We start from the raw sequence: 16,936 nt of genomic DNA, 5'->3' as shown, positions 1-16,936 counted from the left end.
GCACCCCCGCAGATCCGGTCAGCCCCGATTGCGCCCGGCGAGTGGACCGGGGCACCAGCGCACCACCCGTGCCTCCGCCACCGCCGGTCGCGACCTGCGCCGACGCACCAGGAACTGCAGGTGCAGCCGCAGCATGCGGCCGATCTGCTCGGACGCCACGCCGCGCCCGCTGCGCCGCCCCTCCAGCATCGCCCGCTCCGCCCCGCAGCGCACGACCACCGCGGCCCCCGCCGCGCTCGCACCGGCCGCGACGTCGACGAGCGAGGTGAAGCCCACCTCGTCCACGCCGGTGACGTCGGTCAGGTCCAGTTCCACCTGGTCGGGCAGCAGGTCACCGTGGTCCAACATGTACTCGGCGACGCGGGTGACGTACCCCGCCGTGCTCTGATCCACGCTGCCGCTGACGGAAATCGCTACGGCGGTTCGACTCACCCTCCGAGCCTTGACCATAGGCAACACAATTCCCCCCTCCTGCTGATCTCACACCATAGAACGCACTCGCGCGGCATGGGAATAACCGATCGGCTTCAATACTGGGACATCCGCGTGCTATCTCCGGCTGATGATTCTGATGGACCACAATGCACGTCACTTTCCGTGCCCACACAGGAAGATCTCCGGCCGCCCGACCCCGGTCCCGGGCACCGGACTGACGCCTCGTTGGTGAGCAGCGGCTACGACCTGGGGAACCGGACACCCGTCCCGCGCATGCGGCACGGCGGAGCCGATGCCCGTTCGGGCGCACCGGTCACCGCACGTGATCGCACCCGGACCGCCGGGCCGAACATCCGACAAAAGTCGACGGAGTCCCTGACCGGCACGGATCGGACGTCCCTACCGGACCGACGGAGTGTGTGGTGTGTCGTCATCACCCTTGCCCGACGGCGGCAACCCGACAGACACTAGGCAGATGAGCGCACCGACCCTCGCACCCCGGTTCGACGCCCTGGACCCGAACGTCGTCGAGGACCCCTACCCCGAGTACGCCCGGCTGCGCGCCGCAGGCCCGCTGTGCCGGATCGGGCCGGGCAGTTGGGGTGTCACCCGCTTCGCCGACGTGGTGGCCCTGCAACACGACCCCCGACTGGGCAGCGAGTTCCCCGCCGGCTACCACGAGGTGTCCGTGGGCGACGGCCCCGCCAGTGCCTTCTTCCAGCGCATCATGCTCTACCGCGACCCGCCGGACCACGTCCGGCTACGCCGGCTGATGAGCCGCGCGTTCAGCCCCGCGGTCGTCCGTCAACTGCGGTCCTACGTCGAGGAACTGGTCGACGAGATGCTCACGCCGGCCGTGGCGGCGGGCCGGATGGACCTGGTCCCCGAGCTGGCCTACCCGCTGCCGGTGCGGGTGGTCTGCCGGTTGATGGGCATTCCGCCGGAGTCCACCGACGACGTCCGTCGGCACGCGATGAACCTCGGTCGCGCCTTCACCGCCGTGGTCCCCGAGCACGCCCGCGCCGACGCCGACGTGGCCGTACGCTGGCTGCGCGAGCACATCGGCGACCTGCTCGACCAGCGCCGCTCCCGCCGGGGCGACGACCTGCTCTCCCGGCTACTCGACGTTGAGGAGTCCGGCGACAGCCTGAGCCACGACGAGATCGTGGACAACACCGTCTTCTCGTTCTTCGCCGGCTTCGAGACCACCGTGCACATGATCACCACCGGCACCGCCGCGCTGCTGGCCCACCCGGACCAGCTCGACCGGCTACGGGCCGACCCGGCCCTGGCGACCACCGCGGTCGACGAGTTCCTGCGCTGGGACGCCCCGATCCAGGGCACGGCCCGCTACGTGCACGAGCCGATCGAGATCGGCGGGCGCACGGTCCGCAAGGGACGGGTCCTGGTGCTCATGATCGGCTCGGCGAACCACGACGAGCGCCGGTTCACCCGGCCGGACCGGCTGGACGTGGGCCGCACCGACAACCCGCACCTCGCCTTCGGTGGCGGCGCCCACCTGTGCCTCGGTGCCTTCCTGGCCCGGATGGAGGGTGCCGTGGTGTTCGACCGGCTGGCCCGCCTGGCGGTGCTCGAACCGGACGGCCCGACCGTACGCGAACGCGACACGCCGTTCCGCGCGTACGCCTCGGTGCCGATCCGGCTCGGCTGACCGGCCCGCCGCAGCGGGCCGGTGCGTCCGAGGTCCCCTGCCGGCCGGCTCAGTCGGCCGGCAGGGCCTCGATCGCGGTCAGCGTGGGCGTACCGATGACCTGGGTCAGTCGCAGCCCGGCCCGCTCCAGCAACCGACCGGTCTCCTCGGCGCTGCGGTGCGCGCCACCGGTGAGCACCATCGCGTGCACGTCGAAGAGCTTCGCCATGTCGAAGGCGTCCCCGGGCGGGAGCACCGCCTCCAGCAGGACCAGCCGCGAGTCGGGTCGCATCGCGGCGCGCACGTTGCCGAGGATGCGCGCCGCGCCGTCGTCGTCGAAGCCCGGCAGCACGGTCTTGAGCAGGTAGCCGTCCCCACCGGCGGGCACGGTGCCGAAGGCGTCGCCGGGCACCACCTCGCAGCGGTCGGCCACACCGGCCTCGGCCAGCACCTTCGGCGCACCGGCCACCACGTGCGGCAGGTCGAACAGCACCCCGCGTACGCCGGGGAAGCGGGTGAGCAGACCGGCCAGGAACCCCCCGGTCCCACCGCCGACGTCCACCAGCGTGCCGAACCGACGCCACGGGTACGCCCCGAGCACGGTCCGCAGGTGCAGGTGGTTGACGCTGCGCATCCAGTCGTCGACGCGGGCGCTCTCCTGCGGGTGGTCGGCGAGGTAGCTCCAGTAGTCCTGGCCGTGCACGTGCCCGAAGGCCGGTTCCCCGGTGCGCAGCGTGTGCCCGATCGCGGCCCAGGCCCGCACGTCGGATTCGAGCAGCGTGAAGCTGTCGCGCAGCGACATCGGGTGGTCGCCGCGCAACGGCTCGGCCAGCGGGGTGAGCGCGAAGGTGGCGTCGGCGACCTCGCTGAACACGCCCCGGGCGGCCAGTGCCCGTAGCAGGCGCAGCAGCGCCCCGGCGTGCGCGCCGGCCGAGGCGGCCAGCTCCGACACGGGTCGCGGACCGTCGACCAGCAGGTCGGCGATACGCAGGTCACAGGCGGCCCGCAGGGCGAACGGGGTGATCTGGTCCCCCAACTCGCCGAGCCGGACCACGGCGGTCAGGTCGAGATTGCGTCGGGTGGCCGTCATGCCAGTCTCCCCCTTCGGATACGCAGCCGCTCACCGGCGAACTGCAACAGACCCAGCTTGTCCAGTCCGGTGCGGACCGGTTCGGTCATCAGGCCGATCTGTCCGAGCGCCACCGCCACCCGCGAGAACACCGCCTGCCGGTACTTGATCATCAGGTCGTGGTTGGTGGCGAAGGCGACGCCCTCGGCGCGGTTGACCTCCAGCCGCTCCCAGATGTCGTCGAGCAGGAACCGCCGACGGATCAGGGCCGCGGCGTCCAGGACCAGTTCCTCCCGCTCCGCCCGCTCGGCCGTGGTGAGCTGGTCGTAGAGCCCGGAGAGGGAGAGCACGCCGAAGGTGACGTGCCGGGCCTCGTCCCGGGCCACGAGATGGGTCAGCTCCTTGATCAGCGGATCGTGGAAGCTGCTGTTGGAGAGCCGGAACGAGGCCATCGCGATCGCCTCGACCATGATCTGCATGCCGAGCGCGGTGACGTCCCAGCGCGAGTCGGACAGGATGTCGGTGAGCAGCTCCCGCAGCGGCTCGGAGACCGGGTACGGTTCGGGGATCTTCTCCCGCAGGTACCGGGAGAAGACCTCCACGTGTCGGGCCTCGTCCACGGCCTGGGTGGCGGCATAGAACTTGCTGTCCAGGTCCGGCACGGTCTCCACCAGCCGGGCCGCGACGATCATCGCGGCCTGCTCACCGTGCAGGAACTGACTGACCATCCAGGACTGGAACTCCCACCGGAACGCGTCCCAGGCCCGGGGGCCACGCGGCGCGAGCGGCGACTCGGCGAACGCGGCCATCGCGAAGGCGGAGTCGTCCGGCAGCGGTTCGCCGAACGGCACCGGCACCGACCAGTCGACGTCGGAGACCTTCCACTGGGCTTCCTTGGCCCGCTCGTAGAGCGCCACGAGCCGTGGATCGGAGGCTTCGTAGTCCCAGGTGAGTGTGGTGTCGACGCGGGCCGGCACAACAAAGCTCATACGACACAAGGTACCCAGAGACCTCACCGATGCCAATGCGGTGACGCTATGGTCCGTGCGTGGAGACACAACAGACACCAGCTTCCGTGGCCCAACGACTCCTCTGGATGATCAAGCACTACCGCACCGACTTCGGTGCGCTGAGCTGCCCGCTGCTGTGTCGGCTCACCGGTCGGGTCGACGCCGACGCGCTGGACGCCGCGTTGTCCGCCCTCACCGCCCGGCACGAGTCGCTGCGCACCACCTTCACCGGTCGGGGTGCGCGGCTGGCCCAGGTGGTGCACCCGCCGGCACCGGCCGCCGCCCGCCGGGTGGACCTGTCCGACCGGCCGGACCCGGCCGCCGCCCTCGACCAGGCGGTACGCGCCGAGCTGCGGACCGCGATCGACCCGACCGAGTGGCCGTCGCGCAGCACGCTGTGGCGGCTCGGGCCGGACGAGCACGTGCTCTGCCTGAACCTGCACCACCTGGTCACCGACGCCTGGTCCACCGGCATCCTCTTCCGGGACCTCGGCGTGCTCTACGCGCAGGCCATCGGGGTGCCGGCGCGGTTGCCCGCCACCGGTTGGCAGTACGCGTCGTTCGTCCGCTGGCAGCAGGAGCTGCTCGACGGCGACGGGCTGCGCCGGCACCGGGAGTACTGGCGGCGGCAGCTGACCGGCAGCGAACTGCCGGCAGTGGGCACGACCGCGGTCGTCGATCCGCCGTCGGACGGTCCGGCCACCGCGGACGTGGCGGTCGACCTGGACCGGGAGGCGGTGGCCCGGCTGCGCGCGCTGGCGCGTACCCAGCGGAGCACCCTGTTCGCGGTGCTGCTGGCGGTCTTCTATCACCACCTGCACCGCATCACCGGTCAGGACGACCTGGCGGTGGCCTCGATGTTCGCCAACCGGTCCCGTCCGGAGCTGCGGGAGACCGTCGGCCTGCTGGCCAACATGGTGCTGCTGCGGGCGAAGGTCGGGCAGGCCGAGACCTTCGCCGACCTGGTCGGGCAGGCGCATGGGGCGGCCATCGGCGCCTTCACCTATCAGGACCTGCCCTACCAGATGCTGCCGCTGGACGTGGTGCAGACCGGCGGCCGGCGCGCCGACGACGTGCTGTTCAACGTGATGGCCGAGGTGCAGCACCAGACGGTGTCGGCGGGCGTCGGCTTCGAGCTGCTGGTGCCGCCCGGGCTGGGCAGCCGGTTCCAGTTCGAGCTGGCGGTGGCCCCGGTCGGCACGGCGGACCTGCGTGCGGTCTTCTACCACAGCACCGCCGCGTACCCGCCCGCCGAGGCGCAGGCGTTCCTGACCGGCTACGCGGACCTGGCCGCCCGCTTGGCCGCCGAACCGACCGCACCGCTGCGGACCAGGCGCGGCGGCTGACGGCAGCACGAACAAGCGCCACACAACACGACACTGGCGTCACACACTCTTGACACCGCATCCGGGTGCTGAGAGGCTTCGACCAGCCCTACCTGGTAGCGCGCAGGAAGCGGGGGTGCCTGTACCCGCCGGACGCGACCGCTCACACGACCACTGCTGTGACAGGAAGGTCCACATGCCACTTCACCTGCACTGGTTCCTCCCGTCCCACGGTGACGGCCGTGAGGTGGCGAAGACCCCGCAGGGCGCGCCCGTCGACCCGGCGGACAACGTCCGGCGCGCGCCGGACATCGACTACCTGGCGCAGGTGGCGATGGCCGCCGACCGGTTCGGTTTCACCGGCGCCCTGGTGCCGACCGGGCTGTTCTGCGAGGACCCGTGGCTGGTGTCGGCCGCCCTGGCGGACCGGACCCGCCGGTTGCACTTCATGGTCGCGGTACGCCCCGGGTCGATGGCCCCGACGATCGCCGCGCAGATGGCCGCCACCCTGCAACGCCTCTCCGGCGGTCGGCTGCTGCTCAACGTGGTCACCGGCGGCGACCGCGACGAGCAGTTGCGCTACGGCGACTGGCTCGACCACGACCAGCGCTACGCCCGGGCCGAGGAGTTCCTCGACGTGTTCGGCCGCGCCTGGTCCGGCGGCACGTACGACTTCGAGGGCACCCACTACCGGGTCCGCGCCGGGCGGCTGACCCGGGGACACCCGGTCACCCCGCCGGTCTTCCTCGGCGGTTCCTCGGCCGCCGCGCACGACGTGGCCGCCCGGCACGCCGACGTCTACCTGGCCTGGGGCGAGCCGCCCGAGCAACTCGCCGCCCTGGTGAAGAAGGTCCGGGACCGGGCCGACGCGCAGGGCCGCGAGCTGTCCTACGGCTCCCGGTTCCACGTGATCAGCCGGGACACCGCCGAGGAGGCGTGGGACGTCGCGCACCGCCTGGTGGCCGGGATGCACCCGGACACCATCGCCGCCGCCCAGCGGCGCTTCGCGCGTACCGAGTCCGAGGGGCAACGCCGGATGGCCGCCCTGCACCAGGGCCGCACCGAGAGCCTCGAGGTCTATCCGAACGTGTGGGCCGGCTACGGGCTGGTCCGCCCGGGCGCCGGTGCCGCGCTGGTCGGCAGCCACGTCGAGGTGGCCGACCGGATCGAGGAGTACCACACCCTCGGACTGGACCATCTGATCCTCTCCGGCCAGCCGCATCTGGAGGAGGCGTACACCTTCGGCGAGGGTGTGCTGCCGATCCTCCGCAGGCGGGGACTGCTGGCCGAACCGGAAGGAGACCGGTGACCGACCTGCGGCAGCACGCGCCCGAGCGGATGATCCCTCCGACGGATCCCCGGTCCGTACCGACCACCGTCCTGATCGGCAACCCGCGCCGGGGCTCGCGCACCCTCACCGTCGCCCGGCACGTGACCGGCGCGCTGCGTGACGGTCTGGCCGACCTCGGCGTACACCTCGGCGAGCCGCACCTGGTCGACCTGGCCGAGCTCGGCGCGGACCTGCCGTCCCGGCTGATCGCCGGCACCGCCGCCCACGCGCCCCTGGAACGGGTGGTCGCCCGGGTCCGCGGACCCGGCCTGCTGGTGGTGGTGAGCCCGACCTTCAAGGGTTCCTACACCGGCCTGCTGAAGCTCTTCCTCGACATGCTCCCCCGCGAGGGCCTGCGTCCGGGCACGGTCGCCGTACCGGTGACGACCGCCGGCTGGGCGCAGCACCGGTACGTCGCCGACGCCCAGCTTCGACCACTGCTGGTGGAGTTGGGCGCCGTGGTGCCGGTCCGCGGTCTGGCGGTGCTCGAGGAGGAGTTCGGCGACCTCGACGCGGCGGTCGCCGGATGGACCACGGCCGCGGTGCCGGTGCTCGCCGCCGTGCTGCGTAGTTGCCAGCCCCCGTCTGTGGGACCGCACCGACCCGCGGAACCCGTTCCCGTCCATCAACCCGCACAGCTCCGGTGAGCCGGGCGATCCGGAAGGAAGTAGCGACCATGAGTGAGCAGACCCCGACGGTCGTGGGGCCGAAGCAGTCCGACGAGCAGATCCGCGCTCAGGTCCAGGCCATCGTGCTCGACCTGGCGCCCAACCCCGACGGCCTGCGTGGGGAGGAGACGGCCCTGGTCCAGGACCTCGGCTTCCACTCGCTGGCCCTGATGGAACTCGCCTTCGCGCTGGAGGACGAGTTCGACCTGGAACCGATCGACGAGAAGACGGCCCGGTCGATCACCTCCCTCGGCGCGGTGCAGGAGCACGTGCTACGCCGGATCGCGGAGCGTGACGCCGGGGCCTGATCCTCGGAGGACGAGAACGGCCGGCAACCCTTCGGGGTGGCCGGCCGTTCTCGTCCGACCCGCCGCACCAGACGTCGGCGGGCGGCGTCCTCAGCCGATCAGCCGGTACAGCCGGTGGAAGCGGTCGTCGATGGGCAGTTGGGTGACCGCCACGAACCCGGCCTCGGTCGCGAGGTCCCGGACGACGTCCGGGCGCAGCACCGTGCCGGTGCCGGCCGAGGGCTGCTGACTGCGGCTCGCCGGCAGGCAGTGCAGCACGCTGGTGGCGTACTGGAAGCGTTCGATCTCGTCGGCCGGTGCGGCGAACCGCTCCGCCACCCGGGCGTCGAGCACCAGCACGCTGCCGCCGTCGGCGCACAGCCGCCGGCAGGCCCGCAGCACCTCCACCGGGCGCGCGATCTCGTGCAGCGCGTCGAAGAGGCAGACCAGGTCGTACGTGCCGGCCAGGTCGGGATCGGCGGCGTCCCGGGCGGCGAAGGAGACCCGGTCGCTCAACCCGGCGTCGGCGGCGTGCCCGGTGGCGTCCGCGATCACCTCGGGGTCGATGTCGTACCCGTTAACGGTGATCCCGGGGAAGGACCGGGCCAACCCGATGCCCGCCCAGCCCGCACCGCAGGCCACGTCCGCGACCCGGGCCGGGGTGCCGACCAGTCGGGTGTGGATGTCCGGAGCGTGCCGGCGCAGCCAGCCGGCCATCTGGTGGGTGAACATCGCCCGGTTCGCCCCGGCGTGCCCCTCCCGCCAGTCGACGCCGTAGACCGCGTCGGCCACGCCGGCGCCGCTGCGGTACGCGTCGAGCAGCGCCGGCAGCGCCGCCGCCACCCCGCCCAGCGGCAGCACGGCCAACGCCGACATGGACAGCGGGCTGTCCGAGACGGTCAGCACCTCGGCGTGCGCGGCGGGCAGCGTGAACACCCGCTCGTCGGCCGGGGCCGAGGCGTCGTCGACGGTCAGGACACCGGCCACCGCCTGCTGTTCCAGCCACTCGCGGGCGTACCGAGGGTCGACCCCGACCCGCGCGGCGATCTCCCCCACCGTGCCGGGCCCCTTGGCCGCGAGGTCGTCGTAGAGCCCGAGGCGGACACCGAGATAGGTGGCGAGCAGTTCCTGGGTGGCCAGCAGCGAGGTCCACATCCGGACCGCGAAGACCCGAGCCTGCGGGTCGACGGGAGTCGTCATCGGTATCCCCTCCGGCGACATATGTGTGTGTTGTTTTCTCGACACACTCTATCCACGCGGGCGCGCCATGGACAGCACCCGGCGGCGGGAGATAGCGTCCGAACACGACACACCGAACACAGGAGGGGGCCGACGTGAACCCAACGCTGTCCCGGGTACGCGAGCTGGCGTCCCGAGTGGCGAAGCACGCCGAGGAGATCGAGCAGCGGCGCGGCCTCCCCGACGACCTCGTGGACGACCTCCGCGCGGCCGGCTGCTTCCGGATGTTCGCCCCCGCCAGTCACGGCGGCGACCAGCTCGACCTGCCCGACGTGCTCGCCGTGCTGGAGGAACTCGCCCGTGCCGACGCGGCCACCTCGTGGACGGTGGGTCAGGTGGCGCTGTCGCACCTGATCGTGCGGTGCGGTCCGGCCGCCGCGCTGGACGAGGTCTTCGCCGACGGCGCGGACACCCTGGTCGCCGGTGCCGTGGCGCCCAAGGGCCGGGCCCGTACCGGCGACGACGGCTGGCGGGTGACCGGCCGCTGGCCCTTCGTCACCGGGTGTCCCCGGGCCGCCTGGTTCTATCTGAACTGCGTGCTGGTGTCCGGGCGCAGCGTGCCGGTCGGCCCGGACGGCGCACCCGCCACCCGCATCCTGTTCGTCCCGGCCCGCGACGTGCGCGTCCTCGACACCTGGCAGGTGCTGGGCCTACGCGGCACCGCCAGCCACGACGTGACGGTCGACGACGCGCGGGTGCCGGAGCATCTCGCGGTCGCCCCGCAGGACGATGACGCCGCACACCGCATCGCGCAGTCCAGCCTGATCATCGGCGCGGTGGCGGTCGGTCTGGCCGACGGCGCGCTGACCGACCTGGTGCGCCTGGCCGCCGACGGCAAACGTCCGGCGCTGAGCGCGCGGCGGCTCGCCGACTCGCCGGTCTTCCTCGACCGGCTGGGCGAGGCGCAAACCATGCACCGCGCGGCCCGGGCGCTGCTGTACGCGGAGGCGGCCGAGGCCACGACGGCACCCGACTCCGCGTCGCCGGGTGGCCGGGCCCGACTGCGCGCGGCGGCGGCCCAGGTGACCAGCCTCTGCGCACAGGTCGTCGACGCCACGTACACGCTGTCCGGCGGTACCGGGGTGTACGACACCTCGCCGCTGCAACGGCGGATGCGGGACATGCGTACCGCCACCCAGCACTTCGTGGCGGGTCGCGACTCGTACGCCACGTTGGGCGCGCTCGCGGTGGACGAGGAGACGTCCGCCGGGCCGCGCTGACCCGAGTCGTCGCGGGGCCGGCCGTGGACCGGCGCCGTGGAGAGCACATCGTCTGTGGAGGTTCCAATGAGTGAGTTGTTCTCGGTCGCCGGCAAGACGGCACTGGTCACCGGCGGCACCCAGGGCATCGGCCGGATGATCGCGGAGGGTTTCGTCGCCGCCGGTGTGCGGGTCTATCTGACCGCGCGGACCAAGTCCGACTGCGAGGACGTGGCCCAGGAGCTCTCGGCCGGCGGTGGGACGTGCGTGGCGATCCCCGCCGACCTCTCCGACGAGGCCGAGTGCGTCCGGCTGGCGCGGGAGATCGGCGAGCGGGAGTCCGCGCTGCACATCCTGGTCAACAACGCCGGTACCGCCTGGACCGCGCCGGTGGAGCAGTTCCCCGCCAACGCCTGGGACAGCGTGCTCGACCTGGGCCTGAAGGCACCGCTGTTCCTGGTGCGGGAACTGGCCGGACTGCTGCGGGCGGCGGGCACCGCCGAGGATCCGGCCCGCATCGTCAACATCGGCAGCGCGGACGCCCAGCGGGTGCCGGAGATGCCGACCTACTCGGCCGCCGCGGCCAAGGCGGCGATCCACCACATCACCCGGATGCTGGCGCACGACTTCGCGCCCACGGTGACCGCGAACGTGATCGCGCCGGGCAGCTTCCCGTCCCGGATGATGGCCGGCGTGCTGGAGGCGATGGGTGAGGAGATCGCCGCGGTGACGCCGTTGCAGCGCATCGGGCGACCGGACGACATCGTCGGCACCGCCATCTACCTGTGCAGCCGCGCCGGGTCGTACGTGACCGGTGCGGTGGTCACGGTCGACGGCGGGCTCTCCACCGCTCGGACCGGATACGTGCCGGGCCGGTTCCTCACCGACGAGCAGTGACGCGGCGGGGTGACCCGCCGGAGACCGCGCGGGGGCCGGGTGTCCGATCGGACAGCCGGCCCCCGCGCCGTGGTCAGCCCTTCGGCTTGGGCGGTACGTGCAGGCCGAAGGCGAGCCCCTGGTTGTCCCGGCACTCCGCGAACGCACCCCACTCCTCGGTGGCCGGGCGCATCGGCTCGACCTCGCCGCCGAGTTCCTGCACCCGCTTGATGGCGGCGTCGATGTCGTCCACCCGGAAGTAGAGGTAGTGCTGCGGCGGCCCGGGGTCGCGGTGGAAGCCGCCCGGCACCGCCGCCTCCCCGGTGTCGATCGACCCACCGTGTTCCTGCGCCTGCACCTTCCAGCCGAACAACTCGGCATAGAAGCTGCTGGCCACCGCGACGTCCGGCACCCCGAACTCGAAGTACGACAGCTGTCCTGACACGACCGGCCTCCTCGGTCCAACGATCCGGTGCGCCACCCGACCGACCGTCCGGACGGGGGCTATCTAACGCAACAAACTACACTAGGATTCGACCCAACATACTCCGCTGACCGTCGCCATCGGATGGCGCGCCGAGCCGGAAGAGGTGTCACCACGTGCCCGTCACCGCCGCTCCGACCGAACTGATCCCGGACACCGCCGCCCTGATCGGCGCCGTTCGCACGGCCACCACCACCGGCGGCGTGCACGAGCACGTGTACGCCGCCGACGGACGCGTCACCGCCGCCGTGCCGCTGGGCGGCGCCGCCGAGATGGACGCGGCGGTCCGTGCCGCAGGCGAGGCCCTCGACGGCTGGCGGGCCACTGCCGGCAACGTACGCCGGGACCTGCTGCTCGCCCTGGCCGACCTGGTCGAGCGACACGCCACCGAGCTGAGTGCGTTGCAGACGCTGGAGAACGGCTGCCCTCGACAGTTCGCCTCGGTGATGCCCCGCGTCGCCGTGGACCACCTGCGGTACAACGCCGGATGGGCGGACAAGGTCGGCGGCGAGGTCGTCCCGACGTGGCCGATCCGGGCCGTCGACTACACGCTTGACGAGCCGTACGGCGTGGTGGCCCTGATCATTCCCTGGAACGGCCCGCTCGTGTCGGTCGCGCAGATGCTCGGCCCGGCGCTCGCGGCCGGCAACACCATCGTGCTCAAACCCTCCGAGCTGGCGCCGTTCACCGCGTTGCGCATCGGTGAGCTGGCGCTGGAGGCGGGTTTCCCACCCGGCGTGCTCAACGTGGTGCCCGGCGGGGCGGCCGGCGGCGAGGCGTTGGTCCGGCACCCGGGCGTGGACAAGGTGCACTTCACCGGCGGCGGCAGCACCGCCCGGCGGATCCTCGCCACCGCCGCCGAGCGGCTCCTGCCGGTGGGCCTGGAGCTGGGCGGCAAGTCGGCCCACGTCGTCTTCGCCGACGCCGACGTGCGGATGGCGGCCCGGCTGGCGATGAGCGGCGTCGTCGCGCTCAGCGGCCAGGGCTGCGCCAACGGCACCCGGGTGTTGGTGCACTCGTCCGTCTACGACGAGGTGCTGCGGACCGTCGCCGCCCGGCTGGCCCGGGTGCCGCTCGGCGATCCCGCGCAGGAGCGCACCATGATGGGCCCGGTCGTCAGCGAGCAGGCGTGCCACCGGATCCTGGGCGTGGTGGACCGGGCCCGGGACAAGGGCCAGGGGCGGCTGGTGACCGGCGGTGAACGGCTCGGCGGCGATCTGGGCGACGGGTACTTCATCGCGCCGACGGTGTTCGGGGAGGTCGACCCGGACAGCGAGCTGGCGCAGGAGGAGATCTTCGGGCCGGTGCTGGCGTTCACCTCCTTCGACACGGAGGAGGAGGCGATCCGGCTGGCCAACGGCACCCGCTACGGGCTCGGGGCGTACCTGCACACCACCGACCTGCGCACGGCGCACCGGGTCAGTCGCGCGGTGGCGGCGGGCAGCGTTTGGGTCAACGGGGTGCCCGGCGTGCTGCCGTCGGCCCCGTTCGGCGGGATGCGGCAGAGCGGCTGGGGCCGGATCGGCGGCGAGGCCGGCGTCCGGGAGTTCCTGCGGCCGAAGAACGTCTGGATCGCCGCCTGAGGTTGTCCCGGCTCCGGCCGGGACCCCCGGAGAGCGTCACCCGCCGGACGGGCGGCCGTCGGCCGCCCGTCCGGCGACTACAGCCGCCAGGAGCGGGTCGCCTCCTGCTCGGCCCACATCCGCGCGTACCGCCCGTCGCGGGCCAGGAGTTCGTCGTGCCGTCCCACCTCGACGACCTCGCCGCCGTCGAGAACCACGATCCGGTCGGCGTGCCGCACCGTGCCGAGCCGGTGCGCGACCACCAGTACCGTACGGTCCCGGATCAGGCCGGACAGGGCCTGCTGGACGTGTCGCTCGTTGGTGGCGTCCATCGCCGCGGTCGGCTCGTCGAGCAGCACGATCGGTGCGTCCTTGAGGATGGCCCGGGCCAGCGACAACCGCTGCCGCTCCCCACCGGAGAGCGTGGCCCCGCCCTCACCGACCAGAGTGTCCGCGCCCTGCGGCAGCCGGGCCACGATCTCGTCCACCCGGGCCTGCGCCGCCGCGCGGTCCACCTCGTCGTCGTCGGCCTCCGGCCGACCGAAGCGGATGTTGTCCCGCACCGACTCGCTGAACAGATAGCTGTCCTGGAAGACCACGGTCACCGCGTCGAAGAGGGTCCGGCTGTCCAGTTCCCGGATGTCGACCCCGCCGATCCGGATCGTCCCGGAGTCCGGCGCGAAGAACTGGGCCAGCAGGTGCAGACAGGTGGTCTTGCCGGCGCCGCTGCTGCCGACCAGCGCGGTCACCGTGCCGCTGGTGGCCTCGAAGCTGACCGACCGCAGCGCCGGGCGGGACGCCCCCGGATAGGCGTAGGAGACGCGGTCGAACTCGACGTCGTGGCCCTGTGGCGGAGGTCCGGCCCGGACCTCCGCCGGCACCGGTTCGGCCAGCAGCGCGCCGAGCCGGTCCACGGCCGCCTCGCCGACCCGCAGGCTCTCGGTCTGCTCGCCCATCGCCCGCAGCGGCCCGTGGATGCGCAGCGACAGCACCGCGAACACCAGGAAGGTGGCCGGCGCCAGGTCGCCGCCGATCAGCAGGAAGGCCCCGGCCAGGAGCACCACCGGCAGCCCCAGCTCGATCACGGTCAGGAAGAGCACCAGCGGGACGACCAGCTTGTTCACCAGCCCGATGCTCGCCTCCCGGTGCCGGACCAGGGCCTGCGCGAGGCGACTGGAGCGCTCACCCGTGGCACCGTGCGCGCGGGCCACCGCGATGCCCGAGACGTACTCCTGGAAACGGGCCGCGGCCTGGCCGCTGGCCTGGGCGCGTTCCGCCGCGAGCCGGGCGAAGGTCCGCTGCGACCAGGCGTAGACCAGCATCGCCAGCGGGATGGTGGCCAGCGCGGCCAGGCCCATCCGCCAGTCCTCGACCAGCAGGCCCACCGCGATCACCAGCGGCAGCAGGGCCGCGCCGATGATGGTGGGCACGGCACCGAAGACCACCGGCTCCAGCTCGCTGAGATGGTGCGTGACCAGGGCGGTGAGGTCACCGGTCTGCCGTTTGGTGTGGTAGCCGAGCGGGAGCCGGCGCAGGTGTTCCAGCGCCCGCAGACGCAGCTCGCCGAGGAGTTCGAAGGAGGCCACCCAGCTCTGCCGCTGGGCGAGCAGGTCGAAGCCGAACTGGCCGACGGTCGCCGCCACCACGGCGGCGCTCCACAGGAGCACCTCGCGTTGGCTGATCGGCGGCCCGCCGAGGTTGGCCTCGCGGAGTCGTTGCAGGACCACGACGAGCAGCCAGATGGGCACCGCGATGCAGACCGCCGCCGCCATCCGGGCGGCGATCCCCCACAGTTGCTGACGACGCAGCCGGGGATCGGACAGCTCCCAGAGCCGGCGGATCAGCGCCACGGTGCGTCCGGCCACCGTGCTGACCGGCGGGGCGTCCTGCTGACCGCCGAGGGGTGAGGTCAGGGTGCTCATCCGCGCGCTCCGCTCCGCTCGTCGCTGGCGCCGAGACTCCATCGGGCGCTGGTGGTGGCGTCGGCCCAGAGCCGCGCGTACGTGCCGTCGGCGGCCACCAGGTCGTCGTGGCGGCCGGTCTCGACCGCCCGGCCGTCGGTCAGCACCACGATCCGGTCGGCGTCCCGGATGGTGCTGAGCCGGTGCGCGATGACCAGCAGGGTGCGCCCGGTGGCCAGGTTCGCCACCGCCTGCTGGATGGCGATCTCGTTCTCCGGGTCGGTGGAGGCGGTCGCCTCGTCCAGCACCACCACCGGCGCGTCCTTGAGCAGGGCACGGGCGATCGAGATGCGCTGCCGCTCGCCCCCGGAGAGGGTGGCGCCCCGCTCGCCGACCACGGTGTCGTAGCCCTCGGGCAGGGAGAGGATGAAGTCGTGGCAGCGCGCCGCACGGGCGGCCCGGTGCACGGTCTCGTCGTCCAGGTCGGGGCGGCCCAGGGTCAGGTTGGCCCGGACCGTGTCGTGGAACAGGAACGGGTCCTGGAACACCACCGCGACCGTGTCCATCAGCTGGTCGACGGCCATCTCCCGGACGTCGACACCGCCGACCCGTACGCTGCCGGCATCCACGTCGAAGAACCGGGAGACCAGCCGGGCGACGGTGCTCTTGCCCGAGCCGCTGGGGCCGACGACGGCGGTGACCCGGCCCGCCTCGGCGTGGATGCTCACCCCGTCGAGGGCGAGCCGGTCGGGGGTGTAACCGAACGAGACGTCGGCCAGCTCGACCGAGGCCGGACCGAGCGGCACCCGACGACCGGTGTCCGGCAGCGCCGGGCTGTTCAGCAGGGCGGCGATCTCGTCGGCGCCGAACCGCACCTGGCGCAACTGTGAGCTGTAGCCGGTGAGCTTGGTCAGCGGCGCGGTGTAGCCGAGGGCGAGCAGCAGGAACAGCAGCAGGGTGGGCACGTCGACCGCGCCGTCGCGATAGAGCCAGAGCCCCACCGGTACGACGACGGCCACGTTGGCCGCCATGATCGTGAAGTACGCCGCCCCGCCGGGCAGGAAGGCCAGCCCCCAGCGGGTCTCCGAGTCGACGTACCGGCGGACCGCGTCGGTGGCCCGGGCCACGGTGTCGGTCTGCCGGTTGAACACCTTGACGGCCTTGATGCCGTGCAGGAACTCGGTGACCGTCTGGTTCATCGCCATTCCGGCGCCGTGCCACTGCGCCACCCATGCGCCGGAGCCCCGGGTGGCGTGCCGCATCGCCAGCATGGCCAGCGGGACGACCGCCACCGCCGCCAGCGCCAGCCGCCAGTCGATGACGAAGAGCCAGACGGTGGTCGCCGCGACCACGGTCAACGCGGCGACCGCGTCGGGCAGCATGTGTGCGACGAAGACCTCGATGCGTTCGACGTCCTCCATGGCGAGCTTGCCGACCCCGCCGCTGCCGCGCCGGGTCACCTCGCCCAGCGGCAGCACCGAGACGCGTTCGGCGATGCGCTGGCGCAGCCGGTGCAGCAGCCAGTACGCGCAGACGTGGCTGATCGCCAGGGCTCCGCCCATCAGCGCGGTGCCGGCCGCGATGGCGACCAGTGCGACGACGGCGTACCGGATCAGGGAACCGCCGTCGGGATCCGCCTCGGTGACCAGCTCGACCGCGACCCGGTAGGCCATCAGGTAGGGCACGAGCTGGAACGCCACCGCCGCGACGGCGAGCAGCACGGCCGAGGTGAGTCGGCCTCGTTGTGCGCGTACCAGTGATCGGAGCAGTTCGCGGCCGCCACCACCGGCGTCCGTGTCGGTCCCGGCGGCCATCGCCCACCCCGTCTCGTCGGCGGTCGTCGGTCCGTTGAGGACCTCCCGAGCGGTGTAATGGTAGTCGTTATCGATGTCGTGAGACA

At 72.6% G+C, this 16,936-nt stretch carries 15 protein-coding genes; 8 read left to right on the top strand and 7 right to left on the bottom strand.

The window, feature by feature from the left end; translation table 11 throughout:
• Positions 1–18: 18 nt before the first annotated feature.
• Complete coding sequence (locus ACZ31C_RS12470) at positions 19–393, bottom strand: hypothetical protein (protein WP_396750953.1); 375 nt, start codon at positions 391–393, stop codon at positions 19–21.
• A 517-nt stretch (positions 394–910) separates the two neighbouring features.
• Here ACZ31C_RS12470 and ACZ31C_RS12465 point away from each other — a divergent pair.
• The gene (locus tag ACZ31C_RS12465; RefSeq protein WP_396750951.1) at positions 911–2,107 is read left to right on the top strand and encodes a cytochrome P450; all 1,197 of its coding nucleotides are present in this window, start codon (positions 911–913) and stop codon (positions 2,105–2,107) included.
• Positions 2,108–2,156: 49 nt separating this feature from the next.
• Here ACZ31C_RS12465 and ACZ31C_RS12460 read toward each other — a convergent pair whose 3' ends face one another.
• Positions 2,157–3,176 (bottom strand): methyltransferase, encoded by a 1,020-nt coding sequence (locus ACZ31C_RS12460; protein ID WP_465795342.1) that lies wholly within the window; start codon positions 3,174–3,176, stop codon positions 2,157–2,159.
• Positions 3,173–4,144, bottom strand: a complete 972-nt coding sequence (locus ACZ31C_RS12455; RefSeq protein ID WP_396750947.1) for a ferritin-like domain-containing protein — start codon at positions 4,142–4,144, stop codon at positions 3,173–3,175. The genes ACZ31C_RS12460 and ACZ31C_RS12455 overlap by 4 nt, the downstream gene beginning before the upstream one ends.
• Positions 4,145–4,203: 59 nt before the next feature.
• On the opposite strand from ACZ31C_RS12455, the gene ACZ31C_RS12450 reads away from it, so the two are divergent.
• The 4 genes from ACZ31C_RS12450 (at position 4,204) to ACZ31C_RS12435 (ending at position 7,796) form a co-directional block, all read left to right on the top strand.
• Positions 4,204–5,511 (top strand): condensation domain-containing protein, encoded by a 1,308-nt coding sequence (locus tag ACZ31C_RS12450; RefSeq protein ID WP_465795341.1) that lies wholly within the window; start codon positions 4,204–4,206, stop codon positions 5,509–5,511.
• Positions 5,512–5,686: 175 nt separating this feature from the next.
• Positions 5,687–6,799, top strand: a complete 1,113-nt coding sequence (locus ACZ31C_RS12445) for an LLM class flavin-dependent oxidoreductase (protein WP_465795340.1) — start codon at positions 5,687–5,689, stop codon at positions 6,797–6,799.
• Positions 6,796–7,467: an NADPH-dependent FMN reductase gene (locus tag ACZ31C_RS12440; protein ID WP_465795339.1), complete on the top strand. Its 672-nt coding sequence runs from the start codon at positions 6,796–6,798 to the stop codon at positions 7,465–7,467. Before ACZ31C_RS12445 ends, ACZ31C_RS12440 begins: the two co-directional genes overlap by 4 nt.
• A gap of 29 nt (positions 7,468–7,496) precedes the next feature.
• The gene (locus tag ACZ31C_RS12435; protein ID WP_131057237.1) at positions 7,497–7,796 is read left to right on the top strand and encodes an acyl carrier protein; all 300 of its coding nucleotides are present in this window, start codon (positions 7,497–7,499) and stop codon (positions 7,794–7,796) included.
• A 90-nt stretch (positions 7,797–7,886) separates the two neighbouring features.
• On the opposite strand, the gene ACZ31C_RS12430 is transcribed toward ACZ31C_RS12435, so the two are convergent.
• Positions 7,887–8,975 (bottom strand): class I SAM-dependent methyltransferase, encoded by a 1,089-nt coding sequence (locus ACZ31C_RS12430; RefSeq protein ID WP_465795338.1) that lies wholly within the window; start codon positions 8,973–8,975, stop codon positions 7,887–7,889.
• 134 nt (positions 8,976–9,109) lie between these two features.
• Between ACZ31C_RS12430 and ACZ31C_RS12425 the strand changes: the two genes are divergently transcribed.
• Entirely contained in the window at positions 9,110–10,234 is a 1,125-nt protein-coding gene (locus ACZ31C_RS12425) for an acyl-CoA dehydrogenase family protein (RefSeq protein ID WP_465795337.1), read from the top strand.
• A gap of 66 nt (positions 10,235–10,300) precedes the next feature.
• A complete protein-coding gene (locus tag ACZ31C_RS12420) occupies positions 10,301–11,110 on the top strand; it encodes an SDR family oxidoreductase (RefSeq protein WP_396750935.1) in 810 nt (269 codons plus the stop codon).
• A 73-nt stretch (positions 11,111–11,183) separates the two neighbouring features.
• On the opposite strand, the gene ACZ31C_RS12415 is transcribed toward ACZ31C_RS12420, so the two are convergent.
• Positions 11,184–11,534, bottom strand: coding sequence for a VOC family protein (locus ACZ31C_RS12415; protein WP_449945229.1), 351 nt, complete (start codon positions 11,532–11,534; stop codon positions 11,184–11,186).
• 155 nt (positions 11,535–11,689) lie between these two features.
• Between ACZ31C_RS12415 and ACZ31C_RS12410 the strand changes: the two genes are divergently transcribed.
• Positions 11,690–13,156 (top strand): aldehyde dehydrogenase family protein, encoded by a 1,467-nt coding sequence (locus ACZ31C_RS12410; protein ID WP_465795336.1) that lies wholly within the window; start codon positions 11,690–11,692, stop codon positions 13,154–13,156.
• Positions 13,157–13,233: 77 nt separating this feature from the next.
• On the opposite strand, the gene ACZ31C_RS12405 is transcribed toward ACZ31C_RS12410, so the two are convergent.
• The gene (locus ACZ31C_RS12405) at positions 13,234–15,057 is read right to left on the bottom strand and encodes an ABC transporter ATP-binding protein (protein ID WP_465795335.1); all 1,824 of its coding nucleotides are present in this window, start codon (positions 15,055–15,057) and stop codon (positions 13,234–13,236) included.
• Positions 15,054–16,850, bottom strand: coding sequence for an ABC transporter ATP-binding protein (locus ACZ31C_RS12400; protein WP_465795334.1), 1,797 nt, complete (start codon positions 16,848–16,850; stop codon positions 15,054–15,056). The genes ACZ31C_RS12405 and ACZ31C_RS12400 overlap by 4 nt, the downstream gene beginning before the upstream one ends.
• Positions 16,851–16,936: the final 86 nt, after the last annotated feature.

The organism is Micromonospora sp. NPDC023869 (genome assembly GCF_055559695.1).
The sequence above is the reverse complement of the archived record's forward strand: the minus strand, read 5'-3'. Positions and strand labels throughout refer to the sequence as shown.